Genomic DNA, 16783 nt, shown 5'->3' with positions numbered 1-16783 from the left:
ATCAGACATGTTCACCGCTTTTTGCAGCCGTGAAACACGCCCCGCAGCGGAAATCAATGGGTCCTGAGCCTAGGGGGCCACGCGTATCAGACAACTGAAAAGCCGCCATTGGAACGAACGCAGCGAAAGCTCACTTTGTCCCGCCACTTGCGGCTTCGCACCGTGAATAAATGGCGCATGCACAGTACCGACCGCCCCCTAAGGCAGCACAACCCAGACCATGATCAGATAGGTCCATTGGTGCAGCGCCTGATCCAGCCCGAAGGCCCGCCAGAAGCCGCCCTGATCGGGCCCGTGGCCTGTATGTTCGGACCAGCGCCCCTTGCCCCAGTCGATGTGGAAATGCACGGCCCATTCGACCAGCGCCACGATCAGCGCCATGGCCACGGGCACGCCGACCAGCACCATCGCCACCAGAGACCCCACCCCATGCAGCCCGGCATGTTGCAACCGCCCCACGTGCAGGTAGCGCCCGCGGTTCGCCAGCATCCTTGGCGTTTGCATGTAGAAGTCAGCAAACAGGTGCTTTGCCTGCAGCAGGAACAGCAGAACCAAAGCAAAGATAACAGGGTCGGTCAAAGGGTGCCTTTCGCGTTTCCTCTGCGTTTACCCTAGGCTGCCATACGTTTTGTCGCAATCCATGCCGGACCGTATGCTGACGTGCCATTGATTTCCCGTGATCCCCGTTGTTAGGCTGACGGCGGGCGTAATTCCCGCCCCTTCAGGACGTGGACAGGCATCATAGAACGCTCCCTCTTTGGATTTATTTGGAAGTACTCGAAACGCGATCAGTTGATCCTGCTGGTGGTGACGCTGACACTGTTTCCGCTTCTGTACCTGACGCTGGAGCTGCCAAAGCAGATCATCAACGATGCGATCGGCTCGGGTTCTCCGACCATTTCGGCCTATGGCTACGAGTTCGATCAGATCACCTATCTGATGATACTGTGCGGCGGCTTTCTGGTGGCCGTCCTATGTCATGGCCTGCTGAAGATGCGCATCAACACGATGAAGGGTGTGCTGGCCGAGCGCCTGCTGCGCCGCCTGCGCTATACTCTGATCGCCCGCATCTTGCGCTTTCCACAGCCCTATTTCGAGCGCACCAGCCAGGGCGAGTTGGTCAGCATGGTCACGGCCGAAAGTGAACCCATGGGCGGGCTGATGGGCGACGCCATTGCGCAGCCGGTACTGCAGGCCGGGCAGATGCTGACGATCCTTGGTTTTCTGTTCTTCCAGTCCATTGCATTCGGCTTTGCCGCCATTGCATTGATTCCACTGCAGGCGTGGCTGATCCCCAAGCTGCAACGTCAGATCAACCTGCTGAACAAGAAGCGTGTGATACAGGTGCGTGCGCTGGCCGCCGAAATCGGTGAAGGCGCGGCGGGCGCAGGCACGTTGCGCGTCAATGGCGGCTGGCGTTTTCGCATGGCGATGATCGGGAACCGGCTGGGCAATCTTTTTGCCATCCGGTTCGAGATCTACCAGAAGAAATTCTTCATGAAGTTCCTCAACAACTTCATCACGCAGCTGACCCCGTTCTTCTTCTTTTCCATTGGTGGCTATCTGGTCATTCAGGGCGACGTGACCATCGGCGCGCTGGTGGCGGCCCTTGCTGCCTACAAGGACCTGTCCAGCCCGTGGAAAGAGCTGCTGGCTTACTACAACCAGGTCGCCGACATGTCGCTGCGGTGGGAGACGATCACCGAACGCTTTGCACCTGCGGGCATGATCGACGACAGTCTGTTCTATGGCCCGGCGCCGGAAACGCCCCGGCTGACCGGGGACATCGTTCTGGATCAGGTCACCGTCAGCGATGGCGACGGCAATGCAGTGTTGGAAGACATCTCACTGGCTGTCCCCGCGGGCAGCAGCCTTGCCATCACCGCCCCCAATGATGAGGATCGGCGCGCCTTGGCCGAGGTGCTGACGCGTGAAACGCTGCCAACCAGTGGGACGGTGACAGTGTCCGGCCATGACATTCGGTCGCTGCATCAGACCGTGATTGCCAAACGCGTCGGTCATGCCAATTCGCGCCCCATCATGTTCCAGGGCAGCTATGGTCAGAACGTGATGATGCCGATGCGCCTTTGCCCCACAACCGCAGCCGAAGAGACCGAATTCAAGCGCGAAGCTATCCGGGCGGGCAACACGCCGGACATGGTGGATGGCAAATGGCTGGACCCCACCATTGCGGGTGTTCCAGACAAGGACGCGCTGCGGGCGTGGTGGTACACCGTCATTGACAGCAGCGGGTCAGGAGATGCGCTGACCCGCCGGACGATGGATCAGACCTTTGACGAAAAGGCACACCCGCAACTTGCGCAGGCCCTGATCGACCTGCGCCCCAAAGTGGCTGCCGCCGTGGCCGAGGCGGGGCTTGATCGCTATGTTCACGCCTTCGATCCCGACACGTACAACCCGGCCCTGCCCGTTGCCGAGAACGTGCTGTTTGCCACCCCGCGTGAGGTCATTGGCCCCGAGATGATCGAGGCAGAGGTTGAATTCCTGCAGTTGCTGCATGATCTGTCGCTGGCCTCGAACCTTGAAATGATGGCCCGCAATATCCTTGAGATCCTGCGCCAGACCTTTGGCCCCAACGGCACGGATCACCCGCTGTTCCGCAAGCTGGGCCTAGAGGTCGATATCTATGAGGCCGCCCTTGAACTGGTTGATCGGAAGCCCGCCGGGTCTGATATCACGGACAAGGAACTGGCGCTGCTGTTGAGTATCCCCACCAATATCACGGCCGAACAGGTTGCCGCGGCCTTTCCCGACGATGTGCGCGCACGGGTGCTGAACATGCGGACCGAACATGGCGCGACCTTGCGCAAGCAGATGCATGAAATCTTTGTCCCGATCCAGCCCGATGCCCATGTGCATGGGTTGTCGGTTCTGGAAAATGCGCTTTATGGCAAGGTGTCCGACAGTGCCGGTGCACGGGCCGATGACCTGCGCCGCATTGTGGTCAAGGCGCTGACCGAGGCGGGTGTGAACCAGCTGGTGCTGGAACTGGTCTTTGACGTGCCGATTGCCCTGGGTGGTGCCAACCTGCCTGCCCTCTTTGCCGAGCCGTTGTCGATCAGCCGCGCCACGATCAAGCGGCCCGATATCCTGATCCTGGATGAGCCAATGGCCAGCTATGGAGAGGAAACGCGCGCCGCGCTGTTCCGCAACCTGCGCAACCTATTGCCCGAAGCGACCCTGGTCTTTCTGGGAGCAGCGTTCGAGGAAGAAGACGCGTTCGACGCGCATGTCGAGATCGTGCAAGGCCGGTTGCAGGGCACGGAAGGTGAGCGGGTCGAAGCCGGTACCGATGCCAGTGCAGACCTTGCACGCAAGGTCGATGCGTTACGTCAGGCCCCGATGTTTTCGAGCCTCAAGCGCAAGCAGCTGCGCCTGATGGCCTTTGGGGCGCGATGGTACACGGCGCATCCAGGGGAATACGTGTTCCACAAGAATGACGATCCGACCGACGGTGCGTACATGGTCATCGAGGGCGAGGCCGATCTGTTGCTGCCACAGGATGGGACCGATGACACGTTGATTGCCACCGTGGGCGCTGGTGCCCTCGTGGGCGAATTGGGCCTGATCCGCAGCGAACCCCGCGCGCTGGATATGCGCGCCAAGAGCGAACTGACCTGCCTGCGCATCGGCGAAGAAGAGTTCATTGCCGTGGTGGAAAACGATGCAGCCACCGCCTTCCGCCTGTTGCAGGTTGTTGCCGGTTACGTCAAAACCTGACCGCGTTTGCGATCAATGCGCTGGAACCTTCTGCGCAGATTTGGCATGCACGTAGCATAGGCCGCGCACAGCGCGCGGTGGAGTGCTGCGATGTATCGGAAAACCTGTCGGTTTCTGGCAGTCTGCGGGGCCAGCCTTGGCCTGTCGGTTCCTTCATGGGCGCTGGATGTGGTCGTACGTGCACCCGATGCACTGACAGACGACTTGCGGGCCGCATCCCTGACCGCAGGATTGCTGGACGAAGAAGGCAGCGCGCGCTCCATCGATGTGATCAGCGCCGCACAAGCTGACTATGCCCGCCTGATCGCCCTTCTGTATGACAAGGGGTATTTTGGCCCCACCATTTCAATCACCGTTGACGGACAAGAGGCAGCTGGCCTGTCGCCGGTGTCAGCCCCGCAAAGCGTTGATACCGTGATCATGACCGTGGACCCGGGCCGGGTGTTCACCTTCGGCACGGTCAACGTGCGCCCGCTCGCGCCTGGCACAGCCCCCGCCCCACAAGTACAACGCGGGCAGACGGCCAGCGTGTCCGCCCTGCGCGATGCGACCGGTGCTGGCATCGACGGGTGGCGGCACGAGGGCCATGCCAAGGCCGCCGTCGAGAGCCAGCAGATCACAGCCAACCATCCCGCGAGACAATTGGATGCGGATGTCCGGCTGGACCCCGGTCCGCGTCTGCGGCTGGGGCGCCTGACCCTTGAGGGCGAAAGCGCCGTACGCGAAAAGCGCATCCGCGAGATCGCGGGCTGGCCCAGCGGCGAAGTGTTTGATCCCGACACGCTCGACAAAGTCGAAACCCGGCTGCGCCGCACGGGCACCTTTGCCTCGGCCACGTTGGCCGAAGCGGAGACGGCCAACCCTGACGGCACACTGGATGTCACAGGGCAGATCACCGACCAACTGCCCCGCCGCTACAGCTTTGGTGCAGAATACGGCACGCTGGATGGTCTGAGCGTCAGCGCGCTCTGGTTGCACCGCAACATCTTTGGCGGAGCCGAGCGTTTGCAGATCGAGGGCGAGGTTTCGGGTGTCGGCGGCGACACTGACGGCATCGACTTCCGGCTTGGGGCGCAACTGTCCCGCCCGGCCACATGGCGCACCGATCTTGAGGCTGTATTGCTTGCTGAAATTGAACAGCGCGATGACCCAAACCTGTTCGCCCGCACCGCACGGCTTGAGTTCAGCACGGTTTATTTCGCCAGTGAAGACCGCGAATACAGCTACGGCATCGGCCTTCAGCGGGCCGAGACACGCGATGATCTAGGCGAACGGGACTATACGATCCTCACTTTCCCCTTCAGGGCCAAGTTCGATCGGCGCGATGATCCCCTGAACCCGACCGGTGGCTACTATGCCGAAGCGTCAGTGCGCCCCTTCCTGAACATCGAAGGCACCAGCGAAGGGGTGCTGTCCACCATCGACGTGCGCACTTACCGCAAGCTTGGCGACCGCGTGGTTCTGGCCGTGCGCGGGCTGTTGGGATCGGTTGCAGGGCCGTCGATCGAGGAAGCGCCCGCCGACTTCTTGTTCTTCTCTGGTAGCAGTGGCACGGTGCGGGGGCAGGACTACCAGTCCCTTGGTGTCGACCTGAGCCCGGGCGTGACCATTGGTGGCCGATCCTTTGCCGGGATATCGGGTGAAATGCGCATCAAGACGGGCGAGAAGTTTTCAGTCGTGGGCTTCTATGACGCGGGCTATGTCGGGCCCGAAAGCTTCATCGACGGGTCGGGGGAATGGCACACGGGGTTCGGCGCGGGCATTCGCTATGACACGGGCATCGGCCCCATACGACTGGACGTGGCGTTGCCGGGTTCGGGTCCGGGCGACAGTTCCGGGCTTGAGTTCTATATCGGCATCGGGCAGGCATTCTGATGCGGTATCTGGCCCTTTTCCTGACCATAACCCTGATCTGGCCGATGGCAGCGCTTGCACAGGACGATAGCGAAGATCGCGGTTTTCTGGTTGGTCTTTTGGAACGGAGCCTCGGCGGCGACGGGCGTACCGTGCGCATCGACGGGTTTGCAGGCGCGCTGAGCAGCCGGGCCACGATCGACCGCATCACGATTGCCGACAACGAGGGCATCTGGCTGACGCTGGAAGACGTCGTCATGCAGTGGAACCGCCGCGCCCTGTTCCGCGCCGCCATCGATATTCAGGAACTGCGCGCGGGCCGCATCGACCTGCCCCGCCTGCCCATCGCCACACCAAGCGACCTGCCAGCGCCCGAAGCGGCCCCCTTTACCCTGCCAGACCTACCCGCATCGATCAGCATCGCGCAGCTTGATCTGGCCGAGGTTGTGCTGGGTGCCCCGGTGCTGGGGGAAGAGGCCACATTGTCCGTTTCGGGTGCCGCGGCTTTGGCGGATGGAGCCGGCAACACACGTATCACCGCGACCCGCACCGATGTTGACCGCGGGGTGTTCGATGTCACGGCGGCCTATGCCAATGACACCCGCGACCTGTCCCTTGATCTGGCGTTGGAGGAGGGCGCAGGCGGTCTGGTTTCAGGGGTGCTGAACATTCCCGACCGTCCCAGCGTTGACCTGACCGTCGCGGGCGCAGGCACGCTCAATGATTTCAACGCGACCCTGGATCTGCGCACGGATGACACGCAGCGCCTGGCGGGCACGCTGGCCCTGCAAGGTGAAGCGGATGGACCGATGTCCTTTGAAGCGGCGTTGGATGGAGATGTGTCCGCCCTGTTCCTGCAGCAATACCGCGCGTTTTTCGGAACCGAGGTGGCGCTGACCGCGCGCGGCAGCCGCGATACGGACGGCGCTTTGACATTGGACGCCTTTGCATTGGACACCCGTGCCCTACAAGTGGCTGGTCGCGCCAATTTGAACAGCGATGCATGGCCGACCTTGCTGGATATCGAAGGCACGCTTGCAGACCCCGATGGGACAACTGTGCGACTGCCCAGTGACACGCGCATCGCACGCGCGTCTATCGCCATCGATTTCGATGCTGATCAAAGTGATGCCCTGGTCGCACGGATCAACGCGGCAGGCGTTGAACAGACAGATGCAACCGTGGACGAGATGGCGCTGCGCTTCGACGGGACACTAAGCGGAGCGGTTGGTGCAATCGGAGCACTGTCAGGCCGCGTGAATGTCGACGCAAGTGGAGTGGACCTGAGCGATCCAGCCCTGTCGCGCGCTGTCGGCTCTGCCCTGTCTGGTGGGTTCGATATCGCTTATGCCGATGACGCTCCGCTGGTCCTGACGGACCTGTCGCTGGCCAGTGCCGCATGGGCGCTGAGCGGGCAGGCGCAGGTCAACGGGTTCGACAAGGGGTTCGAGACGCAGTTCGACACCGCGCTTGTGACACAAGACCTGTCAGCCTTTGCAGGCCTGGCCGGGTTGGAGCTGTCGGGGGCGGGCGATCTGTCACTGTCGGGGACGGCAGCCCTTGGCGGCTTTTTCGATGTCGAGGTGCGCGGCCAGACGCGTGAGTTGGCCCTTGGTGTCGCGCAGGCCGATACGTTGCTTGCTGGGCAGACGGACCTTGTGCTTGCCGCCCGCCGCGACACCACGGGAACATTCGTTGACCGGCTGATACTGGAAAACCCGGCCCTTGAGCTGACCGCATCGGCTGATCTGCGCACCGGCGGGTCGGTCGCGCGGTTCAATGCCGCCCTCGCGGATATTGGCCAACTGACCGAGGCGGTCGAGGGCCCGCTGACCGTGGACGGAACGGCCACTCAGAGCGGCGAGGTCTGGGACATCGCTGCGGGTCTGACCGGACCGCTGGGCAGCACGGCCACGGGCACCGCGCGCGTCGCACCTGATGGCACCGAAGTCGCGCTTGAAGCGGTGGTGGGGGATCTGTCACCCATCGTCCCGCAGATCGACGGTGGCGTGCAACTGACCGCCACCGCCGAACAGGTGGACGGTGCCTGGCAGTTCGGCAGCACCATCGACGGTCCGGCAGAAACCCGAGCCGAGGTTACCGGCGCGTTCGATGGCACAGACCTGACCGCGCGCTATGATGTGGCCGTGCCAACGATCAGTGCCTTTGCCCCCGGTGTCCCCGGCGCAGCCACATTGAACGGAGATGTGGCCCAAACGGCAGATGGATGGGCCTTTGATGCGCAGGTGACAGGGCCATATGATAGCGCGGGCACGGTTTCGGGCACCTATACAGCATCGCTGGACACGGATTTCAACCTGCGCCTACCCAATGTCGCGGCGGTCGCACCGGGCGTGAACGGCCCGCTGGCACTGGACGGTACGCTGTCGCAAACCGCCGACGGATGGGAAGTCATTACAGATGTCGCTGGCCCCTACAGCAGTTCGGGCCGCGTCAGTGCCAGTCTGCGGGACGGTGTTCTGGGTGCAGGCTATGCCCTGACCTTGCCGAACGTGGCCGCGCTGGTGCCCGGGTTGGCGGGCAGCATGACAGTCAACGGCACGGCCCAACAAGAGGGCGCGGACTACGACATCATTGCCCGCGTCGCTGGTCCCTCAGGCACCACGGCAACCACAACGGGACGGGTGCAGGCAGATGGAACGCTGAACCTGAACGCGCGCGGACAAGCGCAGCTTGGCCTTGCCAATGCGTTCATCGCGCCGCGTACCATCATCGGCACCGCTGACTTTGACCTGAGCGTCAACGGCCCCCCTGCGCTCAGCTCGGTGTCGGGCGAAATCTCAACCCGAGGCGCGCAAGTGGCCACTCCCAGCCTGCCGGTATCAATTTCGGATCTGTCCGGCACGGCCAACCTGTCCGACGGGCAGGCCGTGCTGGATTTCACCGGTGCCATCGCCGAGGGCGGCAGCGTTGGCATTTCCGGGCCCATCACACTCAGCGGCAACTTCCCGGCGCAGTTGGACGTGTCACTGAACGCGGTCACATTGCGCGACCCGCGGCTCTACAACACGACGGTTGACGGGCAGGTTGATCTGCGGGGTCCTCTTACGGGCGGGGCCGCCATTTCGGGCCAGATCAACTTGGGCGAAACGGATGTCCGGGTGCCGTCGAGCGGCATCTCGACCTTTGGATCGGTGCCTAACATCACCCATATCGGAGCCACGCGTCCGGTCATGCGCACACGGGAACGCGCCGGGCTGGTGCAGACGGATGACCAAAGCACCACGGGTTCTGCCTATCCGCTGGATGTCCTGATCAACGCGCCCAACCGTATCTTTGTCCGCGGTCGCGGTATCGATGCCGAGATGGGTGGACAGCTCCGGCTCAGCGGCACGACAGCGGACATGATCTCGACCGGGCAATTCGATCTGATCCGGGGCCGCATCGACATCCTGACCAAACGTTTTGAGCTGAGCGAAGGGCGCGTCAGCTTGCAGGGTCGATTTGAGCCATACCTGCGGTTAGTGGCTGAAACGCCAACCTCGACGGGCTCTGCGCGCCTCGTGGTTGACGGACCGGCGGACGATCCAGAGGTCACATTCGAATCCACACCCGCAGCCCCACAGGATCAGGTACTTGCCCAGATCTTCTTTGGTCGGGACATCACGCAGCTGTCGGCGTTCCAGGCACTGCAACTCGCCAGCGCGGTGGCCACCATTGCCGGACAAGGTGGTGAAGGGATCGTGTCACGCCTGCGGGGATCGTTTGCCCTGGACGATCTTGACGTCACCTCGGATGACGAGGGCAACACCGCCGTTCGGGCCGGCAAATACATTTCCGACAATGTCTACACCGATGTGACTGTGGGTGGACCGGACGGGCCGGAAGTATCGCTGAACATTGACCTGACGCCAAACGTCACGGCGCGCGGCACGGTCGCAGCGGACGCCAATACCGGCATCGGGATCTTTATCGAACGGGACTACTGAGCTGGTTTAAATTGACGCTGGTATCGCTCGCCCCCGCATTGTATCCAATTGGATACATTTCGGAGGCGCAATGGCAGATCGAGATATGTCCCAAGGCGAGGCAGCCTATGCCCAGCTGCTTGCCGCGATCCGTGTGGGGGACTACGCGCCCGGCGATCGTCTGCGCGAAACCGATGTGGCCGACCGGCTGAACCTGTCCCGCACCCCGGTCCGCGAGGCGCTGCGTCGGCTGGAAACAGATGGCATCGTGGAGCACCGCCCCCGGCTGGGCGCGGTCATCCGTCAGCTCAGTCACGCAGAACTGGTCGAGCTGTACGAGATGCGGATCGTGCTGGAACGCACCGCTGCCGAGATGGCAGCCAAACACGCGGCTGCCGCCGAAATTGACGCCCTGCGCGATCTGAACAGCACCATGTCCAAAAGCAGCCCGGCAGAGGCCGCGGCGCTGAACCAGGATTTTCACCGGGGCATCTATCTGGCCACGCGCAATCGGTTCCTGCTGGATGCGGCCCGTGCACTGAACAACGCCCTGATGCTGATGGGGCCGACGACACTGGCGGACAAGCAGCGGATCGAGGTGGTCACGGCACAGCATGACGACATCCTGACGGCCATCGCTGCCAGGGATAGCGCGGCCGCAGGCGAAGCGGCCGAGGCGCATCTGCAGACCTCGCTGCGGTACCGGTTGAAGGTCCTTGCCCGGTGATCCGGGTCGTGATGACCTTTGCGATTGCCGGACTTGGCGTTGCCCTGTTTCATTGGCTGTCCCTGCCCCTTCCGTGGCTTCTGGGGCCAATCTTTGCCTGCCTAATCAGCGCCCTCTCGGGGGTGCGCATGGCGGGCACGCCATTGATCAACCAAGGCATGCGTACGGTGCTGGGTGTGGCCGTGGGGGCCACGATTACACCCGCTGTACTGGCGTCAATGCTGGGCATGTGGCCTACGTTACTATTGATTCCGGTCATGATCGCGGTGATCGGTCTGATAGGTGTGCCCTATTTCCGCAGACTTTGGGGTTTTGACTTTGTCACCAGCTATTACAGCGCGATGCCCGGCGGCATTCAGGACATGCTGGTCTTCGGGGAAGAGGCGGGTGGCAACCCACGGACCCTGTCGCTGATCCACGCCACACGGGTTCTGGTGATTGTCGTCGCCCTGCCCTTTATCCTGCGGGGTGTCTGGGATGCGGACCTGAGCAACCCGCCGGGCGTGCCAGCGGCCACGTTGGCGCCCACGCAGTTGGGACTGATGGTGGTGGTGGCGCTGGTGGGATGGCGCGGGGCCAAGGCGCTTGGCATGTTCGGGGCATCGATACTCGGCCCCCTGATCGTAGCGGCGGCCATGGCCCTTGCTGGCCTCTTGCAACACCGCCCCCCGGCCGAAGCGATCTGGGCCGCCCAATTCTTTATCGGGACAACCGTGGGCGTGAAATACACCGGCATTACCATGACGGAAATTCGGCGCGATCTAACGGCTGGGCTGGGCTTCTGCGGCATCCTGATCGTGCTGACGGTCATCTTTGTCGAAGGGGTCTATGCCGCCGGTCTTGCGCCGGGGATGGAGGCCCTGCTGGCCTTTGCCCCCGGCGGGCAGGCGGAGTTAACGGTGCTGGCACTAATTGTCGGGGCCGACGTCGCCTTTGTCATTGCGCACCATGTCTTGCGTATTTTTGTGGTGATCCTCGGCGCGCCTCTCTTTGCACGGATTTTCCGTTAGTCGCGGATGATCCGACGCGAGATGTCGGCCACGATCATGGCTTCCTGTTCGTCCGTCAGGTCCAGCTCGTGCTTGCCGTCGATTTCCAGAAAGGCATGGCCGTGCACGAACATGTGCAGCATCAGGCTGCGGCGCTCGATCTCGGCCTCGGGGGTGTCGTCAGGCATTGCTGCGCGCACCTCGCGCTTGACGATGGCAAGGCATCCGTCGCCTCGCTCTCGCATCTCGGAATCGCGTTCATGTCCTTTGGTCAGGCCAAACATCAAGCGGAACACACCCGGTTCAGCCCGGGCAAAATTTGCATAGCAGAGGCCCAGCGCAGTTATGGGCGCCAGAGCGTCGCCTGACGCCCCCTTTGCAGCGTCATCCATCTGCTGGCGCATCCGCTCGATTCCCGCCAAGGCGACCTCGCGCACGATCTCTGCGCGGTCGTTGAAATGCTTGTAGGGCGCGGCTGAACTGACGCCAGCGCGGCGCGCGGCCTCGGAAATCGAAAACCCGTCAGCGCCCTTCTCCTCGACCAAAATGCGCACAGTTTCAATAAGATGCGCGCGCAGATCACCGTGGTGATACTGCGTCCGGGGGGCCTTATCCGTGGTCTGCTCCAAGTTTTTTTGCCTCTCTCCCTTGCCAAAGTAAGTGGCTATTACATATGTCTATTACCATAAGTAAGCACCCCTTACTTCCTGTCAAGGAGTGGCACCATGCCTAAAGATCGCGCCAAGGATACACCGAAACCACCCCTTTGGAAGCGCACTGTGCGCGGGATCGTCACGTTGACCGGCACTGCGTCGGTCATTGCCATCGCCGCGGGCGCGGTCTGGATTGGCAGCGCCACATTGACCACGCGTGCCGCCGCCGTGGATGCACCGCCCCCCGCCCCGATCAGCACCGTTTCGGCAATCCGCGTGACACCGGCTGACACCATGACCGTCACCCGCGCCTTCCACGGACAGGTCGAGGCGGCACAGACTGTTGCCCTGAGTTTCGAGCAGGGCGGTCGCCTGAACGTCCTGGACGTGGACGAAGGCGACCGCGTTAAGGCGGGCCAGGTTCTTGCCAAGCTCGACACCCGTATCCTGATGGCCGAACGCAGCCGCCTTGTTGCCTCGCGCGAAGCGCTTGAGGCGCAGGCGGAACTGTCCCGCCGTACGACCGATCGTCAGAAAGAGCTGCGCAATCGTGGCTTTGCCTCGGATCAGGCGGTGGATAACACGGCACTGAACCTTGCTGCGCTTCAGGCACAGATCGCCGAAATGGACGCCGCCATCACGCAGGTTGAGGTGCAACTGAGCCAGACCGAATTGCTGGCCCCGTTTGACGGTGTCGTGGGCGCGCGGAATGTCGACCCCGGCGCAATCATGGCCGTGGGGGCGCCCGTGCTTGATGTTCGTGAGGAGACGGCCCCGATCTTCCGTGTTGGGATTGATCCAAGACTGGCACAGAACGTGCGGGACACCGCAGCCGTCGTAACGCTCGACGGTGTGGACTACGACGCGCGTTTCGTCGGCTTCCGGCCCGACCTGGATGCGCAAACCCGCACCCGCACAGCGCTGTTCGAGATTGAGACGAATGATCCGGTCTATCTCGCCTCCGGCACACTGAAACTGCTCAGCCAGATTGACCAGAACGGGTATTCTGTTCCGCTGCGCGCCTTGCAGGACGGGGTGCGCGGGCTTTGGACCGTGATGGTTCTGAACCCGGATGAGGATGACCTTTACACCGCCCAAGCTGCCGCCGTCGAAGTGCTGCAGGTCGAAGATGGCAAGGCCTTTGTCCGTGGCACGCTACAGGGTGACGCCATGATCGTGCCAGATGGCACCCACCGTCTTGTCCCGGGCGACCGGGTGCGCGTGGTCGGAGCGGAGTGATGGAAACCCTCACCTTCCGCCAACCTCGCCTTGTTGCCCTTGCCCTTCTAGTCATCATCGCGGCGGGCTTGTCCTCGCTGCTGGCCATTGGACGGCAGGAAGCCCCCACAATCACCAACCTCTTTGGCACCGTCACCACCGTGGTGCCGGGTGCAGACCCCGCGCGGGTCGAAGCGCTGGTCACCCAACCCATTGAGGACATCCTGCGTGAGGTGTCCGAGGTCGACGTGATCGAAAGCACGTCCTCGACTGGTATTTCCATCGTCTCGGTCGAGTTGGGCGTGACCGTCCCGGACAACCGCATTGAACAGGTCTGGGCCGAGATCCGCGATGATCTGGCCGAGCTGTCCCCCACCCTGCCCGCCGACGCTTTCGAGCCGGAATTCGACACCGAGGGCGGCAGCGCCTTTGCCGCCATCGCGGCCCTTTCGGCCGAGCCGGGCATTTCAACCACGATCCTGGGCCGCTATGCCCGCGACCTGGCCCAGGATCTGCGCAACATCCCCGGCACCGAACTTGTCGAGTTGTTCGGTGCGCCAGAGGATGAGGTGCTGGTCACCTTAGACCCGGTGGCCACCGCCGCGCTTGGCCTGACGGCAAGTGACGTCTCCCGTGCCATTGCCCAGGCCGACGCCAAGGGCCCTGCCGGACGTGTACGCCCGGCGGGGTCTGACCTGCTGATCACTGTCGCGGGCGAGGTCGAGGCGCTGGACCGCTTGGGTGAGATCGTGGTGCGCCGCTCGGACAGCGGGGCCGTCACCTACCTGTCACAGGTGGCCAAGATCACGCGCGGACCGCGTCTGCCGGAAGCCGAGTTGGCGATCTACAACGGCAACCCCGCCATCCTTGTGGGCGCCAAGCTGGAAAGCGGGCTGCAAGTCGATAAATGGGCGGCCTTTGTCCGTGAAGAGATAGCTGAATACCAGTCCGGCATCCCCTTGGGCGTCTCGCTGGACCTAACCTTTGACCAATCCGGTTACACCGCTCAACGCCTGCAAGAGGTTGGCCTGAACATGGCCATAGGCGTTGGCCTTGTGGTCGGTGTGCTGCTGCTGACCCTTGGCCTGCGGTCCGCCATGATCGTGGCGCTGATCCTGCCGGTCGTGACCCTTGCCACGCTGTTCACCATGAATTTCATCGGCCTTGCCATCCATCAGATGAGTGTCACAGGCCTGATCGTGGCCCTGGGCCTGTTGGTTGACGCGGGCATCGTGATGACGGACGAGGTTGGCCAACGGCTGGAAAAGGGCGTGAGCCGCATCAAGGCGGCGGGACAGTCGGTCAAACGGCTCTTTGCGCCTTTGCTGGCATCAACCGTGACCACGGCCCTGTCCTTTACACCCCTGATCCTGCTGCCCGGTCCCGCAGGTGATTTTGTGGGCTCCATCGCCATCGCTGTGGTGATCATGCTGGGCTGGTCCTTTGTCGTGGCGATCACGCTGACACCGGCCATCGCAGGTCACCTGCTGCCCGCGGATGGGACACGCGGCGGCATGAACAGTGGTGCATTGGGCCATGTCTTTGCCGCGTCGCTGCGCTGGTCCGTGAAAAACCCTGTCCGGTCTATCGCGCTGGCGCTGATCCTGCCCGTCACTGGATTCCTGTCCATGCCAACACTCACGGCACAATTCTTTCCCGGCGTGGACCGCGACCAGTTCTATATCGAGGTGGATTTGGCACCCGGTGCGGGCATTGCCGACACGCAGGATGTCGTCGCACGGCTGAACGACCGCTTGCTGGCGGATGACAGGATTGAACAGGTGATGTGGACGGTTGGGCGGTCGGCGCCAGCCTTCTACTACAACATCGTCGGTGCCCGCGAAAACGCGCCCGGCCACGCGCACGCCCTGCTTACCACCCAATCGGCAGAAGCGACAGAGGCTGTCCTGCGTGACCTGCAAGGCGATCTGGCCCTGACCGCACCCGAGGCCGAAATCCTTGTTCGTGGTCTGGTGCAGGGCCCGCCGGTCAATGCCCCCGTCGAGATCCGGCTTGTTGGCAAGGACCTCGAGGCGCTGCGCGAAACAGGTGACGAGGTGCGGCGCATCATGTCCGGCGTCGATTCTGTGCTTGTGACCCGCGGCACCATCGGTGGCGGCGCGCCCAAGGCCGTTATCACGGTGAACGAGGCGCAGGCGCAAATCCTTGGCCTCGACCTGCGCCAGATTGCCGGGCAGTTGCAGGCCGGGCTTGAGGGGGTCACGGGTGGCTCCATGGTCGAAGGGGACGAAGAGTTGCCCATCCGTGTCCGTCTAGGCGACGCCACGCGCGGCTCGGTTCAAGCCATCCGCGATCTGCCGATCCTGCGCCCGGATGCGGCACAGCTATCAGCCCAAGGCCGCTGCCCTGCCCTGCCCCTGTCCGCAGTGTCGACCATCGAGTTGGAGCCCGCCGCCAGCAGCATCACCCGCCGCAACGGCGAACGGGTCAACACGGTGCAGGCGTTCATCCTGCGCGATGTACTGCCCGAAGAAGCACTGGTTGAGGTGCAGGCCGCACTTGAAGCCAACGGCTTCGCGGTGCCAGCCAACATGCGGCTCGAACTTGGCGGCGACAGCGATGCACGCGCCGATACGCTTAGCGATCTGCTCGCTTCCCTTGGTCTGATCGTGACGCTGTCCATTGCGGCCATCGCGCTGACCTTCAACAGTTTCCGGCTGACGGCAGTGGTGCTGGTCGTCTCCGGCTTGTCGGCTGGCCTCAGCCTGCTTGCACTAGCAATCTTCCAATACCCGTTCGGGATCAATGCCATCATCGGCGTCATCGGTTCGATTGGTGTGTCGATCAACGCCGCGATCATCATCCTGACGGGCTTGCAAGAGGATGATTTGGCCGCCTCTGGCGACAAGGACGCCATGGTCGATGTGGTCATGGGATCCAGCCGCCACATCGTCTCGACCACCATCACGACCTTCGGGGGTTTCCTGCCCCTAATCCTCGCCGGTGGTGGCTTCTGGGCCCCCTTCGCGATGTCCGTGGCAGGGGGTGTGCTGCTGTCCACCGTGGTGAGTTTCTATTTCACGCCGCCAGTCTTTGCCCTGATCCACCGGGTCCGCCGGACGCCTGCGGCATCCGCGGAGCGGGACAATGACAAGGACGCACCCTTTGTCCTGCATCCGCCGTTCAGTCAGGCTGCGGAGTAGGCAATCAGACCCAAAGCACGCTTCGCGTAGAAAAGCGCACATCTTTGGCCAGATGCGCGAGGCTTTTTAACAAAACCTGTAATGCCTATCAGGCAAGTTTTGCACAGTCGTCAAACATTTCCAATCTAAGGTCGGCAATGCAGTGTGGATTCATAGGATCGCCGCAACACACTGGGCGGACTTCTGGGCTGGGGTTTGGTATTGCAAGGTTTTTCTAGGCCGTTCGTTCAACTGTCTTGCGACGGCGCCGAGTTTGGCCTGGCTGTATGTGACCATGTCGAGGCCGCGCGGGAAGTATTGACGTAGGAGGCCGTTGGTATTCTCGTTGCTTCCACGCCGCCAGCGGGATTGCGGATCACAGAAGTAGACGTCGATTTTGGTCGCCACGGTAAATCTCAGATGATCCGTCATTTCTGATCCGCGATCCCATGTCAGTGAGCGGTACAGTTTCTTGGACAGTTTACGGGCCTGTTTGATCAGAGCCGTGATAACGCTTTGCGTGTCCTTG

At 62.6% G+C, this 16783-nt stretch carries 10 protein-coding genes; 7 read left to right on the top strand and 3 right to left on the bottom strand.

What is annotated here, in order from left to right; genetic code table 11:
- Nucleotides 1–198: 198 nt before the first annotated feature.
- Nucleotides 199–579, bottom strand: a complete 381-nt coding sequence (locus Q1A75_RS21420; protein WP_299592916.1) for a DUF3307 domain-containing protein — start codon at nucleotides 577–579, stop codon at nucleotides 199–201.
- A 216-nt stretch (nucleotides 580–795) separates the two neighbouring features.
- Here Q1A75_RS21420 and Q1A75_RS21415 point away from each other — a divergent pair, with 216 nt between their 5' ends.
- The 5 genes from Q1A75_RS21415 (at nucleotide 796) to Q1A75_RS21395 (ending at nucleotide 11261) form a co-directional block, all read left to right on the top strand.
- Nucleotides 796–3741 (top strand): ABC transporter transmembrane domain-containing protein, encoded by a 2946-nt coding sequence (locus Q1A75_RS21415; protein ID WP_299592922.1) that lies wholly within the window; start codon nucleotides 796–798, stop codon nucleotides 3739–3741.
- Between the two features lie 90 nt (nucleotides 3742–3831).
- Nucleotides 3832–5616 (top strand): BamA/TamA family outer membrane protein, encoded by a 1785-nt coding sequence (locus Q1A75_RS21410; protein ID WP_299592918.1) that lies wholly within the window; start codon nucleotides 3832–3834, stop codon nucleotides 5614–5616.
- Complete coding sequence (locus Q1A75_RS21405) at nucleotides 5616–9545, top strand: translocation/assembly module TamB domain-containing protein (RefSeq protein WP_299592920.1); 3930 nt, start codon at nucleotides 5616–5618, stop codon at nucleotides 9543–9545. The genes Q1A75_RS21410 and Q1A75_RS21405 overlap by 1 nt, the downstream gene beginning before the upstream one ends.
- A 70-nt stretch (nucleotides 9546–9615) precedes the next feature.
- Nucleotides 9616–10251, top strand: coding sequence for a GntR family transcriptional regulator (locus tag Q1A75_RS21400; protein WP_299555058.1), 636 nt, complete (start codon nucleotides 9616–9618; stop codon nucleotides 10249–10251).
- Nucleotides 10248–11261 (top strand): AbrB family transcriptional regulator, encoded by a 1014-nt coding sequence (locus Q1A75_RS21395; protein WP_299555056.1) that lies wholly within the window; start codon nucleotides 10248–10250, stop codon nucleotides 11259–11261. The genes Q1A75_RS21400 and Q1A75_RS21395 overlap by 4 nt, the downstream gene beginning before the upstream one ends.
- On the opposite strand, the gene Q1A75_RS21390 is transcribed toward Q1A75_RS21395, so the two are convergent.
- The gene (locus Q1A75_RS21390) at nucleotides 11258–11869 is read right to left on the bottom strand and encodes a TetR/AcrR family transcriptional regulator (protein ID WP_299555054.1); all 612 of its coding nucleotides are present in this window, start codon (nucleotides 11867–11869) and stop codon (nucleotides 11258–11260) included. The genes Q1A75_RS21395 and Q1A75_RS21390 overlap by 4 nt on opposite strands.
- 96 nt (nucleotides 11870–11965) lie before the next feature.
- Between Q1A75_RS21390 and Q1A75_RS21385 the strand changes: the two genes are divergently transcribed.
- Both Q1A75_RS21385 and Q1A75_RS21380 read left to right on the top strand, forming a co-directional pair.
- Complete coding sequence (locus Q1A75_RS21385) at nucleotides 11966–13132, top strand: efflux RND transporter periplasmic adaptor subunit (RefSeq protein WP_299555052.1); 1167 nt, start codon at nucleotides 11966–11968, stop codon at nucleotides 13130–13132.
- Complete coding sequence (locus Q1A75_RS21380) at nucleotides 13132–16275, top strand: efflux RND transporter permease subunit (RefSeq protein WP_299555051.1); 3144 nt, start codon at nucleotides 13132–13134, stop codon at nucleotides 16273–16275. Before Q1A75_RS21385 ends, Q1A75_RS21380 begins: the two co-directional genes overlap by 1 nt.
- Nucleotides 16276–16425: 150 nt before the next feature.
- Here the strand turns inward: Q1A75_RS21380 and Q1A75_RS21375 are convergent.
- On the bottom strand, nucleotides 16426–16783 hold a 358-nt coding region (locus tag Q1A75_RS21375; protein ID WP_299641134.1), incomplete at its 5' end, for an IS30 family transposase.

Source organism: uncultured Tateyamaria sp. (assembly GCF_947504105.1).
Lineage (GTDB): Bacteria > Pseudomonadota > Alphaproteobacteria > Rhodobacterales > Rhodobacteraceae > Tateyamaria.
The sequence above is the reverse complement of the archived record's forward strand: the minus strand, read 5'-3'. Positions and strand labels throughout refer to the sequence as shown.

What these genes read in the sequence shown, in the direction of transcription:
- Q1A75_RS21405 (WP_299592920.1), top strand. Translation starts at nt 5,616, where the DNA reads ATGCGGTATCTGGCCCTTTTCCTGACCATAACCCTGATCTGGCCGATG.
- Q1A75_RS21400 (WP_299555058.1), top strand. Translation starts at nt 9,616, where the DNA reads ATGGCAGATCGAGATATGTCCCAAGGCGAGGCAGCCTATGCCCAGCTG.
- Q1A75_RS21380 (WP_299555051.1), top strand. Translation starts at nt 13,132, where the DNA reads ATGGAAACCCTCACCTTCCGCCAACCTCGCCTTGTTGCCCTTGCCCTT.
- Q1A75_RS21410 (WP_299592918.1), top strand. Translation starts at nt 3,832, where the DNA reads ATGTATCGGAAAACCTGTCGGTTTCTGGCAGTCTGCGGGGCCAGCCTT.
- Q1A75_RS21385 (WP_299555052.1), top strand. Translation starts at nt 11,966, where the DNA reads ATGCCTAAAGATCGCGCCAAGGATACACCGAAACCACCCCTTTGGAAG.